This is a genomic window from Pseudoroseicyclus sp. H15, assembly GCF_054353345.1.
On record NZ_JBTHJE010000001.1, the window covers coordinates 593572 to 619900 of the forward strand.

Consider the following 26329-nt stretch of genomic DNA (forward strand, 5'->3'; position numbering starts at 1 on the left):
ACATCATGCCGAAGGATTTCAGCGAGCCGGCCGAAGAGGGCGTGTCTGCCGTCACCGCCGCTTTCGGGAACGAGATCAATGCCTTCTTCCATATCTCGCTGAAGCACCGCTACCTCTACGTGCAAACGCCGAAAGTCGCCTCGACCACGGTGAAATCGAAGCTGATCGAGGTCGAGATCGCCGGCTCCGGCATTCCCCGCGCGCAGGTGCCCCCGCATCCCGACAGGGTGGGTTCGGTGCATGTGAAGCCCTACCAGCTGCCGCCCCACATGCTGCAGGAGGTGCTGGAGGGCGAGTTCACCCGGTTCTGCTTCGTGCGCGACCCCTTCGCGCGGGTGCTCTCGGCCTATCTCGACAAGATCCTCAACGAGCCGGCCGACAGGGCTGCCTTCTGCAAGGGCCACGGTGTGCAGGTGGAAGACGACATCACCTTCGCCGATTTCGTCGAGCTGCTCTGGACGCATCGCGACAGGCGCCCCCGGTGGGACCCGCACTGGCGCCCGCAATGGCTGCTCCTGCGGCCGGATCTGGTCCGTTACGGCCTGATCGGCAAGATCGAGAGCTTCGATGCCGATTTCGCCGCGCTCGACGCCCGGCTCGGCGGCCTGCTCGGCGCCTACGAGGCGCGCGCACCGCACCGGACGAATGCCGCGGCGCTGCTGGCCGAGCACTACACCCCCGAGATCCGGGAGAAGGTGGCGCTGCTCTACGGCGAAGATTTCCGCCGCTTCGGCTACGAGGCCGGGTGAGGCGCTCAGATCGCGGTCTTCAGGCTTTCCGCCAGGTAGATCTCGCGCAGACGCGTGGCCACCGGCCCGACGGTGCCGCTGCCGATGGCGGTGCCGTCGATCTCGATCACCGGCATCACGAAGGCCGAGGCGGAGGTGATGAAGGCTTCATCAGCACCTTGCGCCTCTTCGATGGTGAAGGGCCGCTCTTCGACCTTCATCTGCGCTTCGGCGGCGAATTTCAGCACCGCGGCGCGGGTGATGCCGTGCAGGATGTCTTCGCTGAGCTGGCGGGTGACGATGACGCCGTCCTTGACGAAATAGGCGTTGTTCGACGTGCCCTCGGTGACGGTGCCGTCTTCGACCATCCAGGCGTCATCGGCGCCGGCGGCCTTGGCCATCATCTTGCCCATCGAGGGGTAGAGCAGCTGCACCGTCTTGATATCGCGCCGGCCCCAGCGGATGTCGGGGATCGAGATGACCTTCATGCCGGTCTTCGCGATGGGGTTGTCGGCGAGGCCGGGCTTGTTCTGCGTGAAAGCCACGATGGTGGGCTTGGTGCCCGCCGGCGGGAAGGCGAAATCCCGGTCGCCCGGGTTGCCGCGGGTGACCTGCAGATAAACCATGCCGTCGGTGATCTCGTTGCGGGCCACTAGCTCGCGGAACATCGCCAGCAGCTCGTCATCGGAGCAGGGCGCGTCCATCTGCAGCTCGGTCAGCGAGCGGGAGAGGCGGGCGGAATGGCCGGCGAAATCGAGGATCTTGCCGCCGAGCACCGAGGTGACCTCGTAGACGCCATCGGCCATCAGGAAGCCCCGGTCGAAGACAGAGACCTTGGCCTCATCCTCGGGCAGATATTCTCCGTTCACATAGACGATGCGGCTCATCCGGGGGCTCCTCATGCTGGTGCGGCGACCTTCCGCTTTTGCGGGGGGAGGTCAAGAGAGTTGGGCGCTGGCGTCGCCTTGGCACCGGTGCCGCTCACGCCCCCTGCGCGGAATCAAGGCCGCAGGCCGCCGCGCGAGCGCCGGCCCGTCCCGGCGGGCTGGCGCTCTGGTTGAGGCAGTGCCCAGCCCGCCGCTGGGAGGGGTGTGGCGGGCATTAAGCGTGTTAGCGGGGATGTCGTGGCGCCACACCACGGTCCGGCGTGCGGCGCGGTAGTCTGAGGCTGGCGTCTCTTATGAAGGTCTGTCCTGGCGGGGCCCTACCCCCAGAGCGCCGGATCGGCGGGGTAGATCGTCGAGCCCTCGAAGCGCACCGGCGGCTCACGGTCTTCGCCCAGCAGCAACGGCCCGTCGAGATCGACCCATTCCGCGCCCTGGGCGACCAGCACCGCCGGCGCCATGGCCAGCGACGAGCCCACCATGCAGCCCACCATCACCTTGTAGCCCGCCTCGCGTGCGGCGTCGCGCAGCGCCAGCGCCTCTGTCAGCCCGCCGGTCTTGTCGAGCTTGATGTTCACCACGTCGTACTTGCCGGCCAGCCCCGCCAGCGTCGCACGGTCATGGCAGCTCTCGTCGGCGCAGACGGGCAGGGGGCGCTCGATCTCGCCCAGCATGTCATCGGCCCCTGCGGGCAGCGGCTGTTCCACCAGCTCCACCCCGAGGCGAATGAGATGCGGCGCCAGCTCGGCATAGACCTCCGCCGTCCAGCCCTCGTTTGCATCGACGATCAGCCTTGCCTTCGGCGCTCCCCTCCGCACCGCCTCGAGCCGGGGCATGTCTTCCGGCGTGCCGAGCTTGATCTTCAGGAGCGGACGGGCGCTGTGCTTCGCCGCTGCCGCCTCCATCTTCTCGGGCGTGTCGAGCGAGAGCGTGTAGGCGCTGGTCAGCGGCTTGGGCTTCGGCAGGCCGGCCAGCTGCCAGACCGGCGCGCCGGAGCTCTTGCTCTGCCAGTCCCACAGCGCGCAATCCACCGCGTTGCGGGCGGCGCCGGCGGGCAGGGCGTCCGCCAGGTTCTGCCGCGAGATGCCCTCGTCCAGCCCCTCGATCTGCGCGGTCACGCTCTTCAAAGTCTCATCGTAGCGGGCGTAGGGCACGCATTCGCCTGCGCCCTGGCTGCCGTCGCGGGTGACGCGGGCAGTGAGCACATGCGCCTCTGTCCGGCTGCCGCGCGAGATGGTGAAGACTTCGGCGAGGCGAAAGCTCTCGGCCATTACAGATAGGGTCATGGATCGTCCTTCTGGCTTTTGGTGGCGGGGCGCCTCAGATCGCCCCCAGCGCATCCACCAGCCGGCCGGCGCCGTGGCGGTAGGGGTCGACCGTGGGCAGGCCCATGCGCTCTTCCACCTCGGCCAGATAGTCCCGTGCCGCCTCTTCCTCCAGCCCCGCCGTGTTGATCGAGATACCGGTCACCTGCACCGCGGGGTTGACCATCTGCGCCATGGTCAGGCCCAGATCGCGCAGCGCCTCAAGGCTCGGCAGGTCGCGGCCGGGCAGGCCGCGCATGTGCTCGCGGGTCGGCTCATGGCAGAGCACCAGTGCATCGGGCTGGCCGCCATGGATCAGCGCCAGCGTCACCCCGGAGTACGAGGGGTGGAAGAGCGAGCCCTGGCCCTCGATGATGTCCCAATGGTCGGCATCGTTGTCGGGCGTCAGCCATTCCACCGCGCCGGCCATGAAATCGGCGATGACGGCGTCGAGCGGCACGCCCTCGCTGGTGATGAGGATGCCGGTCTGCCCCGTGGCGCGGAAGGTGGCCTTCATGCCCCGCTCGGCCATCTCCTTCTCCATCGCGAGCGCCGTGTACATCTTGCCGACCGAGCAATCGGTGCCGATGGCCAGGCACCGCTTGCCCGTGCGGGGTTCGCCATTGGCAATCGGGTATTTCACCGTGGGGATGCGCACGTCGTGCAGGGTGCGGCCGTTCGCCTTGGCGGTCTCCACCAGCGCCGGCTCGTCGCGCAGCAGGTTGTGCAGGCCCGAGGCGAGGTCGTAGCCCATCTCCAGCGCTTCGCCGAGCACCGCCTTCCAGGTCTCCGAGATCACGCCGCCGCGGTTGGCAACGCCGATCACCAGCGTCTGCGCGCCGGCCTCGCGGGCGGCTTCGAGCGACATATCCGGCAGGCCGAGATCGGCCTTGCACCCCGGCAGGCGCAGCTGGCCGACAGCGTAGTCGGGGCGCCAGTCGCGGATGCCCTGCGCCACTTTGGCGGCCAGCCGGTCGGGTGCGTCGCCGAGGAAGAGAAGATAGGGAGGGGTGATCATGGGAGCTCCGTCCAGATGGCGTGCGTTTGCGGCATCCAGCCGCTTTTCGCGCGGCTCCGCAAGGGAGGCCCCGGCGGGCGGCAGAGAATTCTTTCGCCCCTGCCGCCCATTTTGGCGCCCCGGCGGGCCGCCGCCTCAGGCCCCCGGCCCTGCCACGGCCCCGGTTGCAAAGCCCGCAGCGCGTTGCATATAGGGGAATGGCCCGGCGCCCTCAGGAGGTTCGATGAACAACTATCTCGATTTCGAGAAGCCGATCGCGGAGTTCGAAGGCAAGGCCAACGAGCTGCGCGCCATGGCGCGGGCCAACAAGGAGATGGATGTCGAGAAGGAGGCCTCTCAGCTCGACAAGAAGGCCTCCGACCTGCTCATCAAGCTCTATTCCGAGCTCAGCCCCTGGCGGAAATGCCAGGTGGCGCGCCATCCCGAACGGCCGCATTGCAAGGATTACATCGAGGCGCTCTGCACCGATTACACGCCGCTGGCGGGTGACAGGAACTTCGCCGACGATCACGCCATCATGGGTGGGCTCGCCCGCATGGGGGGCATGCCGGTGGTGGTGATGGGCCACGAGAAGGGCCACGACACCAAGAGCCGCATCGAGCGCAACTTCGGCATGGCCCGCCCCGAGGGCTACCGCAAGGCCGTGCGCCTGATGGATCTGGCCGACCGCTTCGGCCTGCCGGTGGTGACGCTGGTCGACACGCCCGGCGCCTTCCCCGGCAAGGGGGCCGAGGAGCGCGGCCAGTCCGAGGCCATCGCCCGCGCCACGCAGAAATGCCTGCGCCTGAACGTGCCCATGGTCTCGGTCATCATCGGCGAGGGCGGCTCCGGCGGCGCCGTGGGCATCGCCACCGCCAACAAGGTGCTGATGCTCGAGCATTCGATCTATTCGGTGATCTCGCCCGAGGGCTGCGCCTCGATCCTGTGGAAGGATGCCGACAAGATGCGTGAGGCCGCCGAGGCCCTGCATCTGACAGCGCAGGATCTCGAACAGCTCGCGGTGATCGACAAGATCGTGAAGGAGCCCATCGGCGGTGCCCACCGCGACCCGGCGGCGACGATCAAGGCCGTCGGCAAGGAAGTGCAGGCGCAGCTCAAGCAGCTCTCCAACATGGGGGCCGAGGCGCTGCGCGCCGACCGCCGCCGCAAGTACCTGGGGCTCGGCGCCAAAGGCCTCGCCGCCTGATCGCCGGCGGGCGGGGGAATTCTCCCGCCCGAAGCTCCGGCGTTTACCCCTCCTTCACCACGATTTCGTAAATCTGCAGCGCGGCACAGGCTGAGGAGCCGATGGCCGCGCCAGGTGAAGCCCTGCCCCGCCGCAGCCCGAGGCGCCGCGGCCGGGCAGGGTGGACCCTCAGCTTCATCTGGCCAGAAATACCTCCGCCGGAGGCACCGAAGGTCCCGGCGCGCCGCCTTCCCTTAGCCGAACCGCTCCGGCAACGCCGCCCCGCGCAGCAGCTCCTCGGCACTCATCGGCCGTTTGCCCGGCCTTTGCGCCTGCAGGAATTCTATCGCCCCCGCCTCGCCCCCCGTGCCGCAGGCCACCGCAAGCCCCTCCGCCTCGGGCAGCCGGCTGCCGGGGGCCAGGCCCGCCTCAGCCCCAATCGGCCGGGCGCGCAGCACTTTCAGCCGTTCGGCCCCGTCCTCTTCGCCGAGCGGCGCCCAGGCGCCGGGGAACGGCGACAGGCCGTTGATATGGCCGGCCAGCTCCACCGGCGGGCGGGCCCAGTCGATGCGGGCTTCGTCCTTGCTGATCTTGGCGGCGTAGGTCACGCCATCCTCCGGCTGCGGCTCGGGCACCAGCTCGTCCAGGTGCGCCAGCGCCTCCACCACCGCTTCGGCGCCAAGGGTGGAGAGCCGGTCATGCAGCTCGCCCGTGGTCTCCTCCGCGCCGATTGCCACCGTGCGGCGCAAGAGCACCGGGCCGGTGTCCAGCCCCGCTTCCATGCCCATGATGCAGACGCCCGTCTCGGCATCGCCCGCCATAATCGCCCGGTGGATCGGCGCCGCCCCCCTCCACCGCGGCAGCAGCGAGGCGTGGATGTTGAGGCAGCCGCGCTCCGGCGCGTCCAGCACCGGCTGAGGCAGGATCAGCCCGTAGGCCACCACCACCGCCAACTCGGCGCCGAGCGCCGCGAAGGCCTCCTGCTCCTCGGCGCCCTTCAGGCTTGCCGGATGGCGCACCTCCAGCCCCAGCGCCTCCGCCGCCTGCTGCACGGGGCTGGGGCGGGGCTTCTTGCCGCGGCCGGCGGGGCGGGGCGGCTGGGTGTAGACGCAGGCGATCTCGTGCCCCGCCGCGGCCAGCGCCTGCAGCGGAGGGACAGAGAAGTCAGGCGTTCCCATGAAGATCAGCCGCATCGCATCGCTCCTCTCTTGCCCCGCGCGACGGCCCGTCAGGGCCGGCAAGCCGCGCCGGCTCAGCCCTTCCGCGCCCTGCGCAGAAACATGTCGCGCTTCACCCGGCTGAGATTGTCGAAATACATCCGCCCGTTCAGGTGATCGACCTGATGCTGCGCCGAAATCGCCCAAAGACCGACCAGATCGCGCTCTTCCATCTCGCCCGCTGCGTTCACGAACCGCATCGTCACCGCCCTCGGCCGGGTGATCACCGCAGACAGCCCCGGCAGGTTCGGCGAGGCCTCTTCATGCTCCATCAGCTTGACCGAGGCATGCAGCACCTCCGGATTCGCCATGCGGATCGCCTGCCCCCGCGCGTCGCTCGCATCCACCACGGCCAGCCGCAGCGGCACGCCGATCTGCGGCGCGGCGAGGCCAACGCCCGGCATCGCGTCCATCGAGGCAATCATCTCGGCCCAGATCTCGCGGATCTCGTCGGTGATCTCCGCGACCGGCGCCGCCTTGGCGCGCAGCATCGGGTGGGGCCAGCGCAGGAACTCTCTCATCGCGGCACCTCCGGGCGTTCGGTCATCAGCACACCGTCCAGATGGTCGATCTCGTGCTGGATGATGGTCGCCTCATAGCCTTCGAACGCCTCCTGCCGCTGCCGCCCGTCCGTGCCCTGCCACGCCAGCACGATCTCGGCAGGCCGCGCGATGCGCCGGCTCACGCCCGGGATCGACAGGCAGCTCTCGGGCACCACCTGCAGGCGGCTCGATTCGCGCACCACGCGCGGATTGGCGAAGATGCGGGGGCGCGGGCTGCCCTGCGGCCAGTCGACATCCATCACGAACAGCCGCGCAAGCCAGCCTGCCTGCACCGCCGCCAGGCCGCGGCCGCGATGGACATACATCAGCTCCAGCATCTGGCGCGCCAACTCGCCCGCCTCTGCCCCCGGCCGCACCGGCTCGGAGATGGCCTGCAGCACCGGGTCGGGCACGAGGCGCAGCGTCAGGCTCACGCCCGGGCCCGCTCGCGCTTCAGCTTCTGCATCTTGCGGGTGATCATCTGCCGCTTCACCGCGCTGAGGTAGTCGATGAAGAGCTTGCCGTTCAGATGGTCGATCTCATGCTGCACGCAGGTGGCCCAGAGCCCGTCGAAATGCTGCTCGTGCATCTCGCCATCCAGCCCCAGCCAGCGCACGTCCACCTCCGCCGGGCGGGTGACCTCGGCATATTGCTCGGGGATCGACAGGCAGCCCTCGTCAAACGTGCTCAGCTCCTCCGAAGCGCCGATGACCTCGGGGTTGAGCAGCACCATCGGCTGGGGCGGCTCCTCCTCGTCTTTCACGCAATCCATCACCAGCAGGCGGCTCATCACGCCGACCTGCGGCGCGGCGAGGCCGATGCCGGGGGCGTCGTACATCGTCTCCAGCATGTCGTCGGCCAGGCGGCGCAGCTCGTCCGTCACCTCGTCGACGGGCTGGCAGCGGGTCTTCAGGCGCGGATCGGGGTGGATGAGGATGGGCAAAATCATGGGCGCTGATCTAGGCGGTAGGGCGCAGCCTTGCAACTGCCTGCAACGGGGCTACGCTCCGCCGGCCGACCCCAAGGAGAATTTCATGAGCTTCGACGACATCATCGACAGGCGCGGCGCGCATACCGCCAAATGGGACGCGATGGAGGGCTTTTGCGGTGTCTCTCCCGACGACGGCCTGCCGATGTGGGTGGCGGATATGGAATTCGTGCCGCCGCAGGTCGCGCTCGACGCCGTGAGCCGCATGATCGAGCTCGGCTCCTTCGGCTATTTCGGCGATGACCGCGCCTATCGCGAGGCCATCCGCTGGTGGATGGAAGAGCGCCACGGCGTGCAAATCGACCCCGCGCATATCTTCACCACCCACGGGCTGGTCAACGCCATCGCCGTGATCCTCGAAGCGTTCACCCAGCCCGGCGACGGCGTGGTCGTGTTCGCGCCGGTTTATCATGCCTTCGGCCGTATCGTCGGCGCGGCGGGGCGCGAGCTGATCGAATGCCAGATGCCGGTGGGCGAAGATGGCGCCTATGTGCTCGATATCGACCGCTGGTCGGAAGAGCTGCCGAGCCACGCCAAGGTGCTGATCCTCTGCAGCCCGCACAACCCCGCCGGCCGCGTCTGGCGGCGGGACGAGCTGGAGGCGGTGGCAGCTTTTGCCCGCAAGCACGATCTGTTGATCGTCTCTGACGAGATCCATCAGGACATCGTGCTGCCCGGCCACAAGCACATCCCCACCGCGCTGATCGACGGCGTGGCTGACCGACTGCTCACTCTTTCCGCCCCGTCGAAGACCTTCAACATCGCGGGCGCCCATACCGGCCAGGTGATCATCTCTGACGAAGCGCTCCGCGAGCGCTTCGCCGCCAAGATGGCTGCGCTGGGCCTGTCGCCCAATTCCATCGGCCTGCACATGACGACGGCGGCCTATTCGCCAGAGGGTGCCGCCTGGGTGGACGAGATGTGCGCCTATCTGGCCGGCAATCTCGAGGTGTTCGCAAAGGGCATCGCAGGCATCCCTGGCCTGTCGCTGATGCCGATGGAGGGCACGTACCTGGCCTGGGTCGATTTCTCCGGCACCGGTATGAGCCTCGATGAGGTGCTGGAGCGGGTGCAGGGCCAGGCGAAGATTGCACCCAGCCCGGGCCCGTCGTTCGGCAAGGGCGGCGACACCTGGCTGCGCTTCAACATCGCCATGCCGCGCGCGCAGATCGAAGACGCAGTGCAGCGCCTGCAATCGGCCTTCGCAGACCTTCAGTAGGGCGGGCCAATAGCGCGGAGGACAGTCCGGGGCGCTCAGGCGCCCCGGGGCAGAAGCCCCGCTGGCACGAAATCGTCCTGCGCGAAATCCAGCGCCGGCCGGTCGCTGACGCGGGTGGAGCGCTTGAATTCGTACACACGCTCCTCCCCCTCATGTTCCGACGAGACGACGAGGCAGGAATAAAGGTGGCGGGGGCCATCGTAGATGTCGACGAAACCGCGCAGCGGCGGGGCATCTTTCTCAAGCGCGAAGCCGGTCTCCCACAGGCGAAGCACGCGGTGAACATCGTCACCATCATGCACGCAGAGCCGTTTCGACTTGCGCAGCATTGCCTTGTGCGCCTCTTCAAGACCCTTGCGCACGGCCTCGGGCAGGAAATCCGACATGAGTGCCCCCTCGCTTAGGCGGGTGATCCGCCCCTCAGGAATATAGCAAACTGGTTGCTATATGGTTCCCAAAACTGGCGCGAATTTAGGCGTTAAGATGTCGCACTGGCGCGCGGGCGCAACAGATGCGGCCTCGCAGCGTCATAAAGCGCTGAATCCGGGAACCCCTGATCCTCTCCCATCGCGGGGCCGACGAAAATAAGCGCCGTCCGCGTGATCTTCGCCTCGCGCACTTTCGGCTGGATGTCTGCCAGCGTGCCGCGCAGAATCACCTGGTCGGGCCAGGTGGCGCGGTAGACCACCGCCACCGGGCAATCCTCGCCGTAAAAGGGCGCCAGCCGCCGCGAGATATCGCGCAGCGCCCGGATGCCGAGGTGAATGGCCAGCGTGGTGCCCGAGGCCGCGAAATTCTCCAGCGTCTCGCCTTCGGGCATCGAGGTCGATTTCATCGACATCCGCGTCAGCACGAGGCTCTGGCTCACCTGCGGAATGGTCAGTTCCTGCCCCAGCGCGGCGGCGGCCGCGGCCCAGGCCGGCACGCCGGGCACGATCGCATAGGGGATGCCGTCGCGCTTAAGCAGGCGGATCTGCTCGGCGATGGCGCCGTAGAGCGACGGGTCGCCGGAATGCACGCGTGCCACGTCCTGCCCGGCGGCATGCGCGGCGGTGATCTCGGCATGGGTCTCGTCCAGCGTCATGGGCGCCGTGTCGCGCACCCGCGCCCCCTCCGGCGCGCCGGCGACCACCTCTTCGGGCACGAGGCTGCCAGCATAGAGGCAGACGGGGCAGGCGGCTATCAGCCGCGCAGCCTTCAGCGTTAGAAGCTCGGGGTCGCCGGGCCCGGCACCGATGAAATAGACCGTCATTCCGCAGCCCTCGCGATCAGATGTTTCTCGTAGCCCCGCGGCGTGAAGATCCGCGGCCCGTCACCCGTCTCGATTAGCCGGGAGGCCGAAGAGCCGATCAGCACGACCGTCAGCATGTCGACCTCGTCGACCTGCAGCTCGTCGAGCCGCCGGTGGGTCAGCTGCTCCTCGGGTCGCCCGAGGTTGCTGGCGAGCAGCACAGGCGTGTCGGCGGGGCGATGGGCGAGAAGGATCTCACGCGCCTCGGCGAGCAGCGTGCGGCGGGTGCGGCTGACCGGGTTGTAGAAGGCGATGACGAAATCGCCCTCCGCCGCCGCCCTCAGCCGCGCCTGGATCGCCGCGCGCGGGGTGAGCAGGTCGGAAAGCGAGATCGCGCAGAAATCGTGGCCCATCAGCGCCCCGGCCCGCGCGCTCGCGGCCTGCATGGCGGTGATGCCGGGCGCGGAAACCACGGCGGCGCGGCGGGCGGCATCGCTGACCCCCCCCGGCCCGTCGCCGCGCGCGATGAGCTCCCAGACCAGCGCGCCCATGGCGTAGATGCCGCTGTCGCCCGAGCAGATCAGCGCGACATTCTGGCCCTCGCCCGCCCGCTCCAGCGCGTGGCGGCAGCGATCCTCCTCGCCGCCGAGCGGGAAGTCGGCGCGCGGCTTGCCATGGGCAAGGGGGCCGAGCAGGTCGAGATAGAGCGAATAGCCCACCAGCTCATCGGCCTCTGCAACGAGGCGGGAGGCTTCGGGCGTGCGCCACGCCGCCTGCCCCGGCCCGATGCCCACAAGGGTGACCTGCCCGCGCTTGCGGCCGGGCAGGTCGGTGATCGGCGCGGGCGCGAGGCCAAGCGCGACGGTGGCGTTGGCGCTCTTGCGCTTGGGCAGCAGAAGCGCGCCATCCGGGCCGACGGAGGCGAGCGCGGCGTTTTCCGAGACGCCATGCGTGCCGACCTCGGCAAAGACGACATCGGAGGGATTGGCGGCACGGGGGCTCTCGGCCTCGAGCGCGGCGGCGCCAAAGAGGCGCAGCGGCGCGCCGAGATGCGCCGCGAGCGCGTGCATGGCGGGCTCGTCGGCCTTGAGGCCCAGCGTCGCGACGGCGGCAACGGCGGCGGGCGCGACGTTGGCCTCCTCCAGCGCGGCGTCGGCCAGCGCGATCAGCTCCTCCGCCGGGCAGCCCCGCGCGCAGCCGGCGCCGAGCACGACCTGCTGCGGGTGAAAGGCCAGCCCGGCGGCGGGTGCCGGGGCGAGGCCGGCGTGGATGGCGACCTCCGGCCCCTCCGGCAGCCCGGCGAGCCACGGCGCCTCGCCGCTGATCACCGCCCCGCCGCCCGCGAGCAGCGCCGCCATGGCGGGCTTGGCCGCCTCCGGGTTGGCGAGCCGCCAGCCCGGAGGCGGCGCATCGAGGGCCAGCCCCAGCTTTACATCGCCCGCCGTGGTCAGGGCCGGCGCAATACCGAGCGCCGCGCCGATCTGCCGGGCCAGCGCGTTGGCCCCGTGATGCCCGCCGAGAAGCGGCGTCACGGAAGAGCCATCCTCCGCCACCGCCAGCACCGGCGGCTCGGCGCGCTTGTCGGCCAGCAGCGGCGCGACGGCGCGGATGAGGATGCCGGCGGCGCAGAGGCCGATCACCGGGCGCCCGGCGGCGAAGAGCGCGCGGATATGCTCGGCGGTGTCGGTAAACGTCACCTCCGCCTCCGCGCGCCCCGCGAGCCCGTGAACCTCCGCCCCGAGGGTGGGCGCGAGGCGGCGGGCCGTCTCGGCGGCGCTGGCGGTCAGGGCGATGAGGGCGGGAGTTAGAGCCACGGGTCCTGGCCTTTCGTGATCAGACAGAGCGAGAAATAGGCGGCCTCGTCCGGCGCCTCGGCAAGCGGGCAGAGGATCTGCCGCTCCATCGAGACATGCTGTGCGAAGGTGGCGCGATGGGTGAGGCCGAGCCGGCCCAGCACGCGGCGCAGCTTCGGCAAATGCCGCCCGAGCTTGAGCACGGCCACGGCATCGGCGGCCTCGATGCGGGCCTGCAGATCGGGCTCGGGCAGGCCGGCGGACAGAACCTCCAGCCGCTCGTCACGCGCGACCAGCGGCAGACGGGCTTCGGCGGCGGCGGCGGAGAGCGAGGTGATCCCGGGCACGACCTCGATGGGATGCGCGCGCAGCCGTGCGGCCAGATACATGAACGAGCCGTAGAACAGCGGATCGCCCTCGCAAAGGAGCGCGACATCCTCGCCGGCGGTCAGCGCCGCGCCGATTTCCGCCGCGCCCCTGTCATAGGCCTCCTGCGCCGGCGCGCGGGCCGGGCGCATGGGCACCTCGATGCGGATCTCGCGCGCCCCGGCCGGGATCAGCGCCGCCGCGATGCCGCGCGCGAGGCTCTCGCCGCCCGCGGGGGCGGGGTAGGCGACGACGCGCGCCTGCTCGATCAGCCGGGCGGCTCGCAGGGTCAGAAGGTCCGCCGCGCCGGGGCCGAGGCCGATGCCATAAAGCGTGCCGCTCATCGCCCGGCCTCGCCTGTCGAGGGGGGCGCGGCCCCCCGCCTGCGGCCCCCCCGGGATATTTTGAGAAAAGCGAGAGGCAGGGCGCACGGTTGAGCCTCGCTTTTCGTCAAATATCCCCGCCGGAGGCATCCGACATCTGCCAGAAGCGCCGTCATCTTTTCACGAGGCTCCACTGCGTCACGGGCCGGAGCGGCTTGAAGCCGGTGAGCCCGCCGACCGGGCCGGCGCGGGAGATGTCGATGCGGGTCAGCTCGCCGCCGTGCTCCGAGCGGAGTGCGGCGAGGCGGGCCTCGCCCTCGATCGTCACCGCGTTGGCGGCGAGGCGGCCGAGGGGGCGGAGGGCGGCGAAGGCGGCGGCGAAGACCTCCTCCGTCAGGCCGCCGCCGATGAAGATGGCGTCGGGCGGGGGCAGGCCCTCGAGGGCCGCCGGGGCCTCGCCGGCGACGAGCTCCAGCCGCGGCGTGCCGAGGGCGAGGGCATTCTCTGCCGCCAGCGCGCGGCGGTCGGCGCGGGGCTCGATGCCGATGGCGCGGGCGTAGCGGGCGGCGCGCATCCATTCGACGGCGACGGAACCCGAGCCGCAGCCGATGTCCCACAGGAGCGCGCCGCGCATCGGCATCAGCTTGGCGAGCGTGATGGCGCGGATCTCGCGCTTGGTCATCGTGCCGTCGGAGCGGAAGAGCGCGTCGTCGAGGCCGGGGACGCGGGGCAGGAGGGCGGCGTCGGGGGCGGCGATGCACTCCACCGCCAGCGTGTTGAACTCGGGCACCTCGTGGGCCCAGCCCTCCGCGGTGCCTTCGAAGCGCTGCTCGCTCTCGCCGCCCATCGCGGCCAGCACATTCATCTTCGAGGCGCCGAAGCCACGCTCGGCGAGGAAGCGGGCGATCTTGGCCGGCGTCTCGGCGCCGGTGGTGAGGATCAGGAGCCGCGCCTCGGGCTGGATGAAGGCGATCATCTGCTCCACCGGGCGGCCGTGCACCGTGAGCGTCTCGCAATCGGCGAGGGACCAGCCGAGGCGGGCGGAGGCAAGCTGGAAGGCGGAGAGCTGCGGGTGGAAGGTGATCTCTTCCGGCGGGATGCCGCGGGCGATGCGCGCCCCGGCGGAGAACCAGAGCGGGTCGCCCGTCACCAGCACCACGGCGCGGCGGCCGCGTAAGGAGCGGATCGTGTCGATCATCGCCGAGAAGGGCGAGGGCCAGGCGATGCGCTCGGCGGTGATCGCGTCGCTCAGCACATGGTGCCGGTCGCCGCCGAGGATGACCTCGGCCGATTCCACCACGGCGCGCGTGGCGGGGGAGAGCCCGGCGAGCCCATCCTCGCCGATGCCGACGATGTGGAGCCACGGGTCGGGGCGAGGCGGGGCGGCGGCGAGGGCGCCAAGGGGGGCATCAGCCATGGGTCTCTCCCAGAGCGAGGGCGTTGACGGCGGCGGAGGCGAGGGCCGAGCCGCCGCGCCGCCCCTTGAGGGCGATGAATTCGCAGCCCCGGGGATTCGCGGCAAGCTCTGCCTTCGATTCCGCCGCGCCGACGAAGCCGACGGGCATGCCGATGATCAGCGCGGGCTTCGGCCAGCCCTCGTCGAGCTTTTCCAGAAGGTGGAAGAGCGCGGTGGGCGCATTGCCGATGGCGACCACGGCGCCCTCGATGCGCTCGCGCCAAAGCTCGACCTGCGCGGCCGAGCGGGTGGTGCCCATCTTGGCGGCGAGGGCGGGCAGGCCCTCGGCGTTGATCGTGGTGACCACATCGGAGCCCGTCAGGTGTCGCTGGATGATCCCCGCCCCGACCATCTCGCAATCGCAGAGGATGGGCGCACCCGCCTGCAGCGCCGCGCGGCCCGCCTCGGCGGCGCCGGGCGAGGCGGCGAGGCGGTCGGCGATGTCGATCATGCCGCAGGCGTGGATCAGCCGAGTGACGACGGGCTCCATCGCCGGGGAAAAGCGCTCCAGCCGGGCCTCGGCGCGCACGATGCGGAAGCTCTCGGCATAGATGGCGGCGGGGTCTTTGAGATAGGGGCGCATGGGGCGAGGCTTTGCACTGGGGGCGGGCAGGGCGGCGGGTGCGGAGGCGGGCACCGCGAGGGTGACCATCTCGGCGGCGGCGGAGACGAGCGACTGCTCGTGGCCGAGGCCGAGGATCCAGGCCTCTTCGCGTTCCACGATGGCGCGCTCGTCGCCGCTCAGCGTCGGGCCCCCTTCGAAGAGGCGCCCCAGCGCGCCGGTGGAATCGAGCCGCGCGAAGGCGGCGGCGTTCACCCGCACTTGCGCGGAATCGAGGGGTTCGTCTTCGGCCTGCTGTCGGCTCGCATGGGCCGCCTTCTGCAGGAGCGAGGGATAGATTTCGGCGAGCACGACCTGGGCTTCCGGTGCCCGAAGGCCGGTCTCGAAGGGCCAGACGGCTATGCGCCCGGCCAGGCGCGGCGCGCGGCGCAGGCGGGCGAGGGCGGGCAGGCCGAGGATCACCTGGCTGCCCACCGAGCCGGAATAGGCCAGCTGCCACACGGTCTTCGCGCCCTTGGCCTGCGCATCGGCAAGGCGGCGCTCGGGCGGATGGTCTGCGCCCTCCCGGTCGCTGGCGCGGATCGGGATGCTTGGTTGCTCGACGGTCTCCGGGCGGCCCCAGAATGGGCCCGTGCCATCGTAGAGGGCGTTGATCCGGGCGGCGACGGCGAAGCGGTTGCTGCGATTTTCGGGCCCATCCTCGACGGCGCTGTCCATCCAGTCCCAGAGGGCGAACGCTGTCGGCTCGCCGGTCAGGCGCTCGGCGACGCCGGCGGGATAGCCGAAGGGGAAGTCGAAGACTGCGAGCACCCTGCGGCCGAGATCCGCCTCCTCTGCCAGGAAATCTTCCAGGAAGGTGAGGGCGGCGCCCCGCGTGCGGAAGTAGCGGGGCGCCTGGATGGCGCCGTCCCGAGAGAGGCCGACCCAGATGGAATCCTTGGTCGGCCGCGCCGGGCTCGGCTGGTTCCGGGCCGACCAGTCGACGACGACATGGGTGTCGAAGAGCTGGCCGGCAGAGGCGCCGCTGGTCACTTTCTCGTCTTCAGGGCGCTGAGCGGCCCGTGGGGATGGTCGGCCTGCGGGTAGGGCGGGTGGTGGTGATCGTGGTCGTGCCCGTGACCGTGCCCGTGATCGTGGGAATGACCGTGGTCGTGATCATGGTGGTGATGATGCCCGTGACCATGATCGTGCGAGTGGTCATGCGAATGCCCATGGTCATGCGCATGCCCATGGCCCGCCGCCTCCTTCTCCAGCCGGCAGAGGCCGGTGCAGAAGGTATCGCAGAGTTGGCAATCGGCGACGTTCGAGCCGGGGGCCGAGGCGCCCTGTCCCTCGACATGGTGATGGTGGCTCTCCTGCGGGGCGCCGACCTCGTGCTCGAAGCCGATGACGGCGGCGCGGTACTTGCAGGTGCCGCAGGTGGGGGGGATGACATCGCCCACCAGCTCGGTCACCCGCTCGGCGAAGGTTTGCAGCACGCCCTCGTGCACGCCGAGATAGGGCGCCTTGAGGAACTCGATTTCGGGATGGGCCTTCGCCACCTCGTCGGTGAAGCCATATATCCGGTCGATCAGGATGCCCGAGAACAGGAAATACGGGAACACGACGACCCGCTTGTAGCCGAGCTTGGCCACATGGCTGAGCGCCGGTTCGACCAGCGGAAAGGTCACGCCGGAATAGCCGGTCTCGCACCAGCCAAAGCCCATGCCCTCCCACAGCATTCGCGCGATCTTGCTGACATTGCCGTTGGCATCGGGGTCAGAGGCGCCGCGGCCGATCACCACGAGGCAGGTCTCGTGCATCGGCACCTCGGGCGCCGCGGCCAGCGCCTCTTCGATGCGGGCACGCGCGGCGGCGAGCATCTGCGGGGCGACGCCCAGCTCGCGGCCGTAGATCACCTCGACGCCGGTCTCTTCCTGATAGGCGGCGAGCACGGCGGGAATGTCGTTCTTGCTGTGCATGGCGGCCAGCAGCATGCCGGGCACCGCGAGGATGCGCTCGCAGCCCTGATCGCGCAGGGAATCGAGGCCCTTGCGCAGCACCGGGTTGGCGAATTCCAGATAGCCGTATTCCAGCGGCCAGTCGGGCGGCAGATAGCCGGGCAGCGCCTCGGCGAGGCCGCGAAACTCTTCCACGGCATCCTGGCTGCGCGAGCCATGGCCGCAGAGCAGAACGCCCGTCTTGGGGCCGGCGGCGGGGAAGACGGGGCTCATGCGCGCAGGCCTTTGCCGGCTGGCCGCAGCAGGGTGGAAAGAACATTACGCGCGCGCATGGCAAAGCCTCCTTTGGCCGCTCACGCGCCAGAACCCCGGCGTATCCGGGGCGGGGACGATGCGGAGCCTCAGGCCCCCTGTTTGGGTCAACCCGGCGCCGCCAACCGTTCTGGCCCGAAAGCGGGCGTCGTCGGCCCCCTGCATAACGGCCCCGATCCCGGCCCACAACGCGGGAAGCGCCGCCCCCTCGGCCAAAGGCGACGTGGCGCCGATCTGCTCGCTTTTCAAGCGGCATCCCCTATATCATTGAGGGAAACCGAGTGACGAATTTATGGGAGGCCGCTGCAATGGGACAACTCATCGACGGAGAATGGGAACCCGGCTGGTACGACACCAAGAAATCCGGTGGCGCCTTCGAACGGAGCGCGGCGAACTTCCGCAACTGGGTGACGGAAGACGGCGAGCCCGGCCCCGATGGCAAGGGCGGCTTCAAGGCCGAAAGCGGGCGCTACCACCTCTATGTCTCCTACGCCTGCCCCTGGGCGCATCGCACGCTCATCATGCGCAAGCTGAAGGGGCTGGAGGATCACATCGACATCTCGGTCGTTCATCCCGACATGTTGGAGGACGGATGGACCTTCGATGACACCTTCGAGGGCTCGACCGGCGACAGGCTCTATGGCCTGCCCTTCCTGCGCGACATCTACGTGAAGTCCGACCCCAAGGTCAGCACCCGCGTGACGGTGCCGGTGCTTTGGGACAAGGAACAGGAGACCATCGTCTCGAACGAGAGCGCCGACATCATCCGCATGTTCAACAGCGCGTTCGACGGCATCACCGGCAGCTGCCGCGACTTCTACCCCAAGCACAAGCGGGAGGAGATCGATGCCATCAACGAGCGAGTTTACAACACCGTCAACAATGGCGTCTACAAGGCCGGTTTCGCCACCAAGCAGGGCGCCTACGACACGGCTGTCTGGGAGCTCTTCGAATCGCTGAACTGGCTGGAAGACATCCTGATGCAGAAGCGCTTTCTCACCGGCGACGAGGTGACCGAAGCGGATATCCGGCTGCTCACCACGCTGTTGCGCTTCGACCCGGTCTACCACGGCCACTTCAAGTGCAACCGGCACCGGCTGATCGATTACCCCAACCTCTGGGGCTACACGCGCGATCTCTACCAGATGGACGGCGTGGCAGAGACGGTCTGGCCGAGCCATTACATCCGCCATTACCACTACAGCCACGACACGATTAACCCGAACCGCATCATCCCGATCGGGCCGGACATCGACTACACCGCCCCTCCGGGCAGAGAGGCGCTCAGCCACGCGGCCTGAGAGGGCGCTTTGGTCGGGAGAATTTGGCTCAAATTCGCCGACAAACGAAGTTGACCGATGCGTCAACAGTGGCCGAGAACGAAGCAGGCGCCGGTCTTGTCCGGCGCCGCTGCCCTCTCTGGAGCCTGCCCATGAATCGCTACTTCGCCGCTGCCATTCTTCTGTCGCTTGGCATTCTGGCGGTGGCGTTCATTTCGGGCGACCAGCGCCCGAGGGCGGGCGCGGCGCTGGCGGCCGAGCCGCTGGTGGTGGCGCCGGTCTAAGGCGCGATCGGGCGGGAAGACGCCGTGATTGGGCTTGCGGGGGCGGGCCGTGCCCGTCACACCGCGCCCATGACAAGCTGGATCACCATCTGCGACACCTGCAAACGCGATGACTGGGCCGCGCGCGGCATGGACCGGAGCGATGGCGAACGCCTCGCCGCGCTGATCGAGCCGCTCGCCGCCTCTGCCGGCGTCGCCACCCGCCGCGTCTCGTGCACCATGGGCTGCGAGCGCGCCTGCAACGTGATCGTGCAGGGCCAGGGCAAGATCGGCTATTCCATCGGCACCTTCGAGCCGGGGGAAGAGGCGGCTGAGGCCATCGTCGGCTTCGCGGCCCTGCATGCGGAAAGCGAGACGGGCCAGGTGCCCTACCGGACATGGCCGGCCGGGGTGAAGGGCCACTTCGTTTCCCGCCAGCTCCCCCTGCCGGAGCCGCCCGCAGAGGCGGCCGAGTGAACGTGCGAGACCACGGCGGCGGTCTCGACGCCGCCATCGCCCGCTGGGGCGGCGCGCGGGAAGACTGGCTGGACCTCTCCACCGGCATCAACCCGGTGCCCTATCCGCCAGGTGACATCACCTCCGGCGCCTGGACGGCCTTGCCCGACCGCGGCGCTATGAACCGGCTTGATGCCGCCGCTCGCGCGTTCTGGCAGGTGCCGGAGGGGGCGGGAGTCCTCGCCGCGCCGGGCGCCTCGGCGCTGATCGCGCGGCTGCCGCAGGTGCTAGGCGCCGGCAGCTTCGAGATCGCCGAGCCGACGTACAACGAGTGGCGGGCTGCGTTCGGGGCCGCGGCGCCGGTGGCCGGGGGGAGGGCGGTGTCGGTTTTCGTGCATCCCAACAACCCGACCGGCGCGCTGGCGGACCCGCCCGCACCGGAGGGGCTGACGATCTATGACGAGAGCTTCTGCGACGTGACGCCGGAGGAGAGCCACATCTCCCGGGCCGGCGGAAACACTCTGATCGTCAAGAGCTTCGGCAAGTTCTGGGGCCTTGCCGGGCTGCGGCTCGGCTGGCTCATAGGAGACACTGCTCTGCTCACCCGCATGGCCGAGGCGCTCGGCCCGTGGCCCGTCTCCGGCCCCGCGCTGGAGATCGGCGCCCGCGCGCTGGAGGACATCGCCTGGGCGGAGGAGACGCGCGCCCGCCTCGCCGCTGATGCAGCGCGGCTCGACACCCTGATGCAGCGCGCCGGGGCGGCTGTGGCCGGGGGCACCTCGCTGTTCCGGCTCTACGAGGTGGAGGACGCCGCCGCCTGGCAAGAGCGGCTGGCCGAGCACCATGTCTGGAGCCGCATCTTCCCCTATTCCGCCCACTGGCTGCGCCTCGGCCTGCCCGCGCCGGAGCGCTGGGGGCAGCTCGAGGCCGCGCTGTGAGCGGGGCGCGGAAACCACATGGTTTCCGCCTTCGATTTCCATCTGGAAATCGACCCGGCTCATGAGCCTGCTCCCCCTCCTCCTCGCCGCCCTGTTCGACGCCGCCCTCGGTGAACCCCGCTGGCTGTGGGGCCGCGTCCCGCACCCTGCCGTGCTGATGGGCCGCGCCATCGGCTGGCTCGATGACCGGATGAACCGGGGCGCCAACCGCCGAGCAAAGGGCGTCGCCGCCGTTGCCCTGCTGCTCATCGGGGCCATCGCTCTTGGCCTCGCCCTCGCTGCTCTGCCGGGGTGGTGGGCGGAGGTGCTCGTGGGCGCTATCCTGCTGGCGCAGCGCTCGCTGGCAGACCATGTCTCCGCCGTCGCAAAGGGCCTGCGCCGCGGCCTGCCGGAGGGGCGCGCCGCCGTCGCCATGATCGTCAGCCGCGATACTGCCGCGATGGAGGCGCCCGCCGTTGCCCGCAGCGCCATCGAGAGCGCCGCGGAGAACCTGTCGGACGGCGTGATCGCGCCGGCCTTCTGGTTCGCCCTCGCCGGGCTGCCGGGGCTGCTCGCCTACAAGGCCATCAACACCGCCGATTCGATGATCGGCTACCGCACGCCGCGCCACGAGGCCTTCGGCTGGGCCGCCGCCCGGCTCGACGATCTGCTCAACCTTGTGCCCGCCCGGCTGACGGCGCTGCTGCTCTGGCCCCGTAGGGATGGCTGGCGCGACATCGTGGCGGATGCGCGCCGCCATCGCTCGCCCAATGCCGGCTGGCCCGAGGCGGCGATGGCCAGGGCGCTCGGCGTCGCGCTGGCCGGGCCGCGCAGCTACGACGGTGAGATGCGCGAGTTTCCCTTCGTCAATGCCAGTGGCCGCCGCGAGATCGGTGCGACCGAGGTCGAGGCCGCCGTGCGCCAGCTCTGGCGGGCGTGGGGCCGGGCGCTGGTGCTGGTGGCTGCCCTGGCGCTGCTCGCCTTCGCCGCCGGCTGAAGCCGCCCCCACAGACGCGTCATTGGACATGCCCGCCCGGCGCGGCCATGTTGCCCAGTAAAACGGGAGGCATCACATGCGGCATCTGACACTTCTGCTCGCGCTCGCCGGCGCGCCGGCGCTGGCGCAAGAGGCGCCCTGCGGCGGCGATTTCTCTGCCTTCAAGGCCGGGCTGGCGGCGGAGGCGCCGAATTACGGCGTGCCGCAGCAGACGGCCGAGGCCTTTCTCGCCGGTATCAACCGCGACGACAGCGTCATCGCGGCGGACAGGCGGCAGGGCGTCTTCCAGCGCGATTTCGTCGATTTCTCGCGCCGGCTGATCTCGCAAAACCGCATCGACAACGGCCGCCGCTTCTCGGCCGACTACGCCTCGACTTTCGACCGTATCGCGCAGAGCTACGGCGTGCCGCGCGGCATCCTGCTCGCCTTCTGGGCCTTCGAGACCGATTACGGACAGGTGCAGGGCGATTTCAACACCGCCGATGCGCTGGTGACGCTGGCGCATGATTGCCGCCGGCCCGAGTTGTTCCGCCCGCAGGTCTTCGCCGCGATGGAGCTGTTCGCGCGCGGCGATTTCGAGCCCGGCAGTACAACCGGTGCGTGGGCCGGCGAGATCGGTCAGGTGCAGATGCTGCCCGCCGATATTCTGGAGAACGGCGTCGATGGCGACGGTGACGGCCATGTCACGCTGAAGACCTCGGCCCGCGACGCGCTGATGTCCGGCGGGCAGATGCTGCAAAGCCTCGGCTGGCGCGCCGGCGAGCCCTGGCTGCAGGAGGTGCTGGTGCCCGACCAGATGGATTGGTCGCTCTCGGGCCTGGAGCAGACGATGCCGGCCTCGCAATGGGCCGCGCTGGGCGTGCAGCCGCGCGAAGGCCAGCTGGCCGATCTGCCGGCCTCGCTGCTGCTGCCGGTGGGCCGCGATGGGCCGGCCTTCCTGGCCTATCCGAATTTCAGCGTGCTCTTCGAATGGAACGAGAGCCTCGTCTACGTCACCACCGCCGCCTATTTCGCGACCCGGTTGGAAGGCGCCCCGATCTTCGCCAACGCCGATAATTTCGAGGCCGGCCTGACCGGTGAGGAGATGGAGGTGCTGCAGGCCAAGCTGGTGGAGCGCGGCTACGACGTGGGCGGCATCGACGGCATCCTCGGCGAGATGACCCGCGCCGCCGTGCAGTCGGAGCAGCGCCGCCTCGGAATGCCCGCAGATGCCTGGCCGACGCGGGAGCTGCTGGACGCGCTGTAGGGGTTTCGCTTCGCCGCCTTCTCCAACGGCCAGGAAAGGAGGCGCCTGCAAAGAGCACTGCCTCTCACGCCGGCCCGTGGGGTGGCGCTCCGACCTTCCCGCTACAGCGCTTTATGCCAGCCACGCCCCTCGCAGCGGCGGGCTGAGCACCCAGCCCAACCAGAGCGCCAGCCCGCCGGGACGGGCCGGCGCTCGCGCGGCGGGCTGAAGCCCTTGATTCCGCGCGGGGTGAGATGCGGTGCGGTCCCGCGCCAGAATGCGGCCTCGCAGCCTGATCACCTCTCGACCACCCAGCGATCCCCTTCCCTCGCCCCCCGCCTTCGGCTAGCGCTTCTTCATGCTCGCCGTATTCCTGCAGACCCTGCCGTTCTTCGCCATCATCGGCCTCGGCTATGGCGCGGGGAAGACGGGCTTCTTCACGGTAGAGGCGACGGCCTGGCTGACCAAGTTCGTCTTCTACTTCGCCCTCTCGGCGATGATCCTGCGCTTCACGGTCACGCTCGGCTTTGGCGAGATCTTCTCCTGGCCCTTCGTGCTCGCCTATGTCTCGGCGACGCTGGCCGGCTATCTCATCGTCACCGCCGTGGCGCTGGCACGCGGGCGCGGCATGGCCGAGGCGGCGGTCGAGGCGCAGACCGGCGTCATCGGCAATACCGGCTTTCTCGGCCTGCCGATGCTGGCGCTGCTGATCGGCGAGGCCGCCGTGGGGCCGACGCTGCTGGTGCTTTCGGTCGATCTCATCGTGTTCTCCTCGCTCTTCGCCATCCTCATGGCGGTGTCGCGCGGCGGGCGGATCGAGCTGGCGCTGCTCGGCCGGGTGCTGCGTGAGCTGGTCTCGAACCCGATGATCGTCTCGCTGGCCGTGGGGCTGGCCGTCTCGGCGCTGGATGTGCCGGTGCCCGAGCCGGTGATGGCCTTCCTCACCCTGCTCGGCGCCGCCGCCACGCCCGGCGCGCTCTTCGCCATCGGTGCCTCTCTTGCCAGCAAGAGCGCCGAGCGGCTGGCGGTGGCGGCCTGGCTCTCCTCCGTGAAGCTGGTTATCCACCCGGCGCTGGTGGCCGGCGCGGCGCTGTGGCTCTTCGATGTCGAGCCCTTCGCGGCGGGCGTGATGATCGCCGCCGCCGCCCTGCCGGTGGCGGGCAATGTCTACATGCTGGCACAGCATTACGGGGTGGCGCCGCAGCGGGTGTCGGCGGCCATCCTCTTGTCAACGACGGCTGCCATCGTCACCTTCCCGCTGGTGATCGCGCAGGTAACGGGAGGCTAAGGCCATGGAAATTGTCAAAGAGATGAAGTGCTTCGGCGGCACGCAGGGCGTCTATCGCCATGCCAGCAGTGCCACGGGCACCGACATGACCTTCGGCCTGTTCCAGCCCGAGGGGCCGGGGCCCCACCCGGTGCTGTGGTTCCTCGCTGGGCTGACCTGCACGCATGAGAACGCCATGGTGAAGGCCGGGGCGCAGATCCATGCCGCCGAGGCGGGCATCGCGCTGGTCTTTCCCGATACCTCGCCGCGGGGCGAGGGCGTGGCCAATGACGAGGCCTATGACATGGGGCAGGGCGCCGGCTTCTACGTCGATGCGACCGAGGCCCCCTGGGCGCCGCATTTCAAGATGAAGAGCTACGTGGGCGACGAGCTGCCCGCCCTGCTGGGCGAGGAATTCCATCTCGACATGGAGCGGCAGGCGATCACCGGCCATTCCATGGGCGGGCATGGCGCGCTGACGCTCGGCATGGGGCTGAAAGGGCGCTTCGCCTCGATCTCGGCCTTCGCGCCGATCAGCGAGCCGACGAAGAGCGACTGGGGCCGCAAGCAGTTCACCGGCTATCTCGGCAGCGACGAGAGCACATGGCTCGCCCATGACGCGACCCATCTGATGCGAGAGCACGGCTTCGACGGCGAGGTGCTGGTGGATACCGGCACGGCGGATGAATGGGGCGAGCAACTGCTGCGCTCCAGCGCGCTCGGCACGGCGATGGCCGAGCGTGGGCAGGCCGGCGCCTTCCGCATGCAGCCGGGCTATGACCATTCCTACTTCTTCGTGCAGAGCTTCATCGAAGAGCACATCGTCTTCCACGCCGAGCATCTGTTTTGATCTATGTCGATGCCGATGCCTGCCCCGTGCGGGCCGAGGCCGAGCGGGTGGCGCTGCGCCACAAGCTGAAGATGTTCGTGGTGTCGAATGGCGGCATCCGCCCCTCGCGCGAGCCCCTGGTGGAGACTGTGATCGTCACCGAAGGCGCCGATGTGGCCGACATGTGGATCGCCGAGCGGGCCGGGAAGGGCGACGTGGTGGTGACCTCCGACATCCCGCTCGCCGCCCGGGCGGTGGAGGCCGGGGCGCTGGTGATCAAGCCCGACGGCGAAGAGCTCAACGCCCGTAATATCGGCGGTGTGCTCGCGGCGAGGGATCTGGCGGCGGATTTGCGCGCCGCCGACCCCTTCCGCCAGGGCGGTGGCCGGCCGTTCTCGAAGCGGGACCGGTCGAACTTTCTCGACGCTCTGGAGCGGGCGGTAAGGGCGGCGGCGGCTGGTTGAGCCTGGTGGTCTTTGAAGGCCGACGTCGCCGCTTCTTCTCCCCGCGGAATCAAGGCCGCCAGGCCGCCGCGCTCTGGCGACCATGGTGCGTCCCTCTCTGCGAGGAGGGGCGTGGCAGGCATAAATGCTGTAGCGGGTAGGTAGGAGCGCCACCCCACGGGCCGGCGTGCAACGATAGCACCTGCTTGCGAGCGGGGAGATCGGCAGCTCCCTACGGAGCGGCACCCGAGGGCACATCCCCCTCGCCAAACTCCACCGTCGGCATCACCCCGCCCAGCACCTTCACCTCGCGCTGCGGGAAGGGGATCGAAATGCCGTTCTCCTTGAACGCGTCCCAGAGCGCCAGGAAGACGTTGCCGCGGATGTTCGTCAGCCCGCCCGACGGATCGGTGATCCAGAACCGCAGGATGTAATCCACCGAGGAATCGCCGAAGCCAGTGATGTGGCACACCGGTGGGCGGTCGCTCAGCACGCGGTTCACGCCGGCGGCCGCCTCTATCGCCACGCGGCGCACCAGATGCGGATCGTCGCCGTAGGAGGTGCCGAAATGAATGTCGAGCCGCACGAACTGGTCGGAATGGCTCCAGTTCACCACCTGGCCGGTGATGAGATCCTCGTTAGGGATCAGATATTCTTTGCCGTCCCGCGTGGTGATCGAAACGTAGCGGGCGCTCAGGGTCGTGATCCAGCCGAAGGTCTCGCCCAGCGAGATCACGTCGCCGGGCTTGATCGAGCGGTCGAGCAGCAGGATCACGCCCGAGACGAGGTTCGACACCACCTTCTGCAGGCCGAAGCCGAGCCCCACGCCGATGGCGCCGGAGAGGAAGGCGAGGCCCGTCAGATCCACCCCGACCACCCGCAGGCCGATGAAGAAGGCCGCGGCGAACAGGATGATCTGTGCCAGCTTCACCATCAGCACGCGCAGGCTGGGGCTGAGATCCTCGTTGCGCTGGATGCGCGACGACAGCCCCTTCGAGACGAAGCGCGCCGCCGCGAAGAGGGCGCCGATGATCACCACCGCCTGGAGGATCAGCCACAGGCTGAAGGTCGTAGACCCCACGTCGAACGACAGCGATGACAGCAGCAGCTGCACCTCGTCCGTCAGCCCGGTGATCGAGAGGGTGACCCAGGCCCAGGCGGCATAGCGCACCAGCACGCGCAGGAAGCCGTTGGGGATGAGGCGCGAGATCAGGAAGATCAGCACCCAGGCGCTGGCGAGCTCGGCGAAGATCGCCAGCAGGTAGCTGCGCGACGGCCAGGTGGTCGCCCTCATGATCAGGACCGTGGCCCAGATGAGCGGCACGAACAGGATCAGGCGCAGCTGCTTGTGGAGGGTCAGCAGCCAGCGCGTCTGCCACATCGTCAGGTTCTGGCGCTGCTTGATCCATTCGCGGTAGCGCGGCCCGACGAGCAGGCTCAGCAGATGGGCCAGCCCGAAGAGCGCCAGCGTGATGACGATCTGGTAGATGTTCCATTCGCGCAGCAGCGACGACAGGAACGTCAGCGCGTCGGACCAGACGCCCTGAAAGATCGCGAGGATGTCGCCCAATGCGCCGCCGGTCATCTGGTTAATCTGACCTGTT

Annotated in this window: 27 protein-coding genes; 12 read left to right on the plus strand and 15 right to left on the minus strand. The window is 69.4% G+C overall.

Going from position 1 to position 26329, the window contains the following annotated elements:
- The first annotated feature begins 5 nt into the window (after positions 1-5).
- Entirely contained in the window at positions 6-749 is a 744-nt protein-coding gene (locus tag ACXN5S_RS02780) for a sulfotransferase family protein (protein ID WP_458603856.1), read from the plus strand.
- Between the two features lie 5 nt (positions 750-754).
- Here the strand turns inward: ACXN5S_RS02780 and ACXN5S_RS02785 are convergent, their stop codons facing one another.
- From ACXN5S_RS02785 to dgcN, 3 genes are all read right to left on the minus strand, one after another.
- Entirely contained in the window at positions 755-1615 is an 861-nt protein-coding gene (locus tag ACXN5S_RS02785) for a D-amino-acid transaminase (protein ID WP_458603857.1), read from the minus strand.
- A 317-nt stretch (positions 1616-1932) separates the two neighbouring features.
- Positions 1933-2898, minus strand: coding sequence for an N-acetyl-D-Glu racemase DgcA (dgcA, locus tag ACXN5S_RS02790; protein ID WP_458603858.1), 966 nt, complete (start codon positions 2896-2898; stop codon positions 1933-1935).
- A 34-nt stretch (positions 2899-2932) separates the two neighbouring features.
- Entirely contained in the window at positions 2933-3934 is a 1002-nt protein-coding gene (dgcN, locus tag ACXN5S_RS02795; protein WP_458603859.1) for an N-acetyltransferase DgcN, read from the minus strand.
- A gap of 223 nt (positions 3935-4157) precedes the next feature.
- On the opposite strand from dgcN, the gene ACXN5S_RS02800 reads away from it, so the two are divergent.
- Entirely contained in the window at positions 4158-5120 is a 963-nt protein-coding gene (locus ACXN5S_RS02800) for an acetyl-CoA carboxylase carboxyltransferase subunit alpha (protein ID WP_458603860.1), read from the plus strand.
- A 233-nt stretch (positions 5121-5353) separates the two neighbouring features.
- Here the strand turns inward: ACXN5S_RS02800 and fmt are convergent, their stop codons facing one another.
- Genes fmt through def (ACXN5S_RS02820) form a run of 4 tightly spaced genes read right to left on the minus strand, consistent with a single transcriptional unit; the run spans position 5354 to position 7807 of the window.
- Positions 5354-6292, minus strand: coding sequence for a methionyl-tRNA formyltransferase (gene fmt, locus ACXN5S_RS02805; RefSeq protein ID WP_458603861.1), 939 nt, complete (start codon positions 6290-6292; stop codon positions 5354-5356).
- 59 nt (positions 6293-6351) lie between these two features.
- Positions 6352-6837, minus strand: coding sequence for a peptide deformylase (gene def / locus ACXN5S_RS02810; protein ID WP_458603862.1), 486 nt, complete (start codon positions 6835-6837; stop codon positions 6352-6354).
- Positions 6834-7292: a peptide deformylase gene (locus ACXN5S_RS02815; protein ID WP_458603863.1), complete on the minus strand. Its 459-nt coding sequence runs from the start codon at positions 7290-7292 to the stop codon at positions 6834-6836. The genes def (ACXN5S_RS02810) and ACXN5S_RS02815 overlap by 4 nt, the downstream gene beginning before the upstream one ends.
- Entirely contained in the window at positions 7289-7807 is a 519-nt protein-coding gene (gene def / locus ACXN5S_RS02820; RefSeq protein WP_458603864.1) for a peptide deformylase, read from the minus strand. The genes ACXN5S_RS02815 and def (ACXN5S_RS02820) overlap by 4 nt, the downstream gene beginning before the upstream one ends.
- Positions 7808-7892: 85 nt before the next feature.
- On the opposite strand from def (ACXN5S_RS02820), the gene ACXN5S_RS02825 reads away from it, so the two are divergent.
- Positions 7893-9065 carry a MalY/PatB family protein gene (locus ACXN5S_RS02825; protein WP_458603865.1) on the plus strand — a complete coding sequence of 391 codons (1173 nt, stop codon included), beginning with the start codon at positions 7893-7895 and terminating at the stop codon, positions 9063-9065.
- 35 nt (positions 9066-9100) lie between these two features.
- Here ACXN5S_RS02825 and ACXN5S_RS02830 read toward each other — a convergent pair whose 3' ends face one another.
- The 7 genes from ACXN5S_RS02830 to ACXN5S_RS02860 form a co-directional block, all read right to left on the minus strand.
- Positions 9101-9451, minus strand: coding sequence for a hypothetical protein (locus tag ACXN5S_RS02830; RefSeq protein ID WP_458603866.1), 351 nt, complete (start codon positions 9449-9451; stop codon positions 9101-9103).
- A 92-nt stretch (positions 9452-9543) separates the two neighbouring features.
- The gene (gene cobM / locus ACXN5S_RS02835) at positions 9544-10317 is read right to left on the minus strand and encodes a precorrin-4 C(11)-methyltransferase (RefSeq protein WP_458603867.1); all 774 of its coding nucleotides are present in this window, start codon (positions 10315-10317) and stop codon (positions 9544-9546) included.
- The gene (cobJ, locus tag ACXN5S_RS02840; protein WP_458603868.1) at positions 10314-12110 is read right to left on the minus strand and encodes a precorrin-3B C(17)-methyltransferase; all 1797 of its coding nucleotides are present in this window, start codon (positions 12108-12110) and stop codon (positions 10314-10316) included. The genes cobM and cobJ overlap by 4 nt, the downstream gene beginning before the upstream one ends.
- Positions 12101-12799: a precorrin-2 C(20)-methyltransferase gene (gene cobI / locus ACXN5S_RS02845; protein ID WP_458603869.1), complete on the minus strand. Its 699-nt coding sequence runs from the start codon at positions 12797-12799 to the stop codon at positions 12101-12103. Before cobI ends, cobJ begins: the two co-directional genes overlap by 10 nt.
- 151 nt (positions 12800-12950) lie before the next feature.
- Positions 12951-14195, minus strand: a complete 1245-nt coding sequence (gene cbiE / locus ACXN5S_RS02850) for a precorrin-6y C5,15-methyltransferase (decarboxylating) subunit CbiE (RefSeq protein ID WP_458603870.1) — start codon at positions 14193-14195, stop codon at positions 12951-12953.
- Positions 14188-14817: a precorrin-8X methylmutase gene (locus ACXN5S_RS02855; RefSeq protein WP_458604076.1), complete on the minus strand. Its 630-nt coding sequence runs from the start codon at positions 14815-14817 to the stop codon at positions 14188-14190. Before ACXN5S_RS02855 ends, cbiE begins: the two co-directional genes overlap by 8 nt.
- Positions 14818-15824: 1007 nt before the next feature.
- Positions 15825-17009, minus strand: coding sequence for a sirohydrochlorin chelatase (locus ACXN5S_RS02860; RefSeq protein WP_458603871.1), 1185 nt, complete (start codon positions 17007-17009; stop codon positions 15825-15827).
- Positions 17010-17356: 347 nt separating this feature from the next.
- On the opposite strand from ACXN5S_RS02860, the gene ACXN5S_RS02865 reads away from it, so the two are divergent.
- The 9 genes from ACXN5S_RS02865 to ACXN5S_RS02905 all read left to right on the plus strand — a co-directional run bounded on the left by ACXN5S_RS02865 (position 17357) and on the right by ACXN5S_RS02905 (position 24746).
- Positions 17357-18349: a glutathione S-transferase family protein gene (locus ACXN5S_RS02865; protein ID WP_458603872.1), complete on the plus strand. Its 993-nt coding sequence runs from the start codon at positions 17357-17359 to the stop codon at positions 18347-18349.
- A 131-nt stretch (positions 18350-18480) separates the two neighbouring features.
- On the plus strand, positions 18481-18612 hold the full coding sequence (locus ACXN5S_RS02870) for a hypothetical protein (protein WP_458603873.1): 132 nt from the start codon (positions 18481-18483) through the stop codon (positions 18610-18612).
- Positions 18613-18681: 69 nt separating this feature from the next.
- Positions 18682-19068 (plus strand): DUF1636 family protein, encoded by a 387-nt coding sequence (locus tag ACXN5S_RS02875; RefSeq protein WP_458603874.1) that lies wholly within the window; start codon positions 18682-18684, stop codon positions 19066-19068.
- Entirely contained in the window at positions 19065-19985 is a 921-nt protein-coding gene (locus ACXN5S_RS02880; protein WP_458603875.1) for an aminotransferase class I/II-fold pyridoxal phosphate-dependent enzyme, read from the plus strand. The genes ACXN5S_RS02875 and ACXN5S_RS02880 overlap by 4 nt, the downstream gene beginning before the upstream one ends.
- 61 nt (positions 19986-20046) lie before the next feature.
- Positions 20047-20961 carry an adenosylcobinamide-phosphate synthase CbiB gene (cbiB, locus tag ACXN5S_RS02885; RefSeq protein ID WP_458603876.1) on the plus strand — a complete coding sequence of 305 codons (915 nt, stop codon included), beginning with the start codon at positions 20047-20049 and terminating at the stop codon, positions 20959-20961.
- A gap of 76 nt (positions 20962-21037) precedes the next feature.
- A complete protein-coding gene (locus ACXN5S_RS02890) occupies positions 21038-22207 on the plus strand; it encodes a lytic murein transglycosylase (RefSeq protein WP_458603877.1) in 1170 nt (389 codons plus the stop codon).
- A gap of 337 nt (positions 22208-22544) precedes the next feature.
- Positions 22545-23474 (plus strand): AEC family transporter, encoded by a 930-nt coding sequence (locus ACXN5S_RS02895; RefSeq protein WP_458603878.1) that lies wholly within the window; start codon positions 22545-22547, stop codon positions 23472-23474.
- A 4-nt stretch (positions 23475-23478) separates the two neighbouring features.
- Positions 23479-24303, plus strand: coding sequence for an S-formylglutathione hydrolase (gene fghA, locus ACXN5S_RS02900; protein ID WP_458603879.1), 825 nt, complete (start codon positions 23479-23481; stop codon positions 24301-24303).
- A complete protein-coding gene (locus ACXN5S_RS02905) occupies positions 24300-24746 on the plus strand; it encodes a YaiI/YqxD family protein (RefSeq protein ID WP_458603880.1) in 447 nt (148 codons plus the stop codon). Before fghA ends, ACXN5S_RS02905 begins: the two co-directional genes overlap by 4 nt.
- A gap of 211 nt (positions 24747-24957) precedes the next feature.
- Here ACXN5S_RS02905 and ACXN5S_RS02910 read toward each other — a convergent pair whose 3' ends face one another.
- Entirely contained in the window at positions 24958-26310 is a 1353-nt protein-coding gene (locus tag ACXN5S_RS02910; protein WP_458603881.1) for a mechanosensitive ion channel family protein, read from the minus strand.
- Positions 26311-26329: the final 19 nt, after the last annotated feature.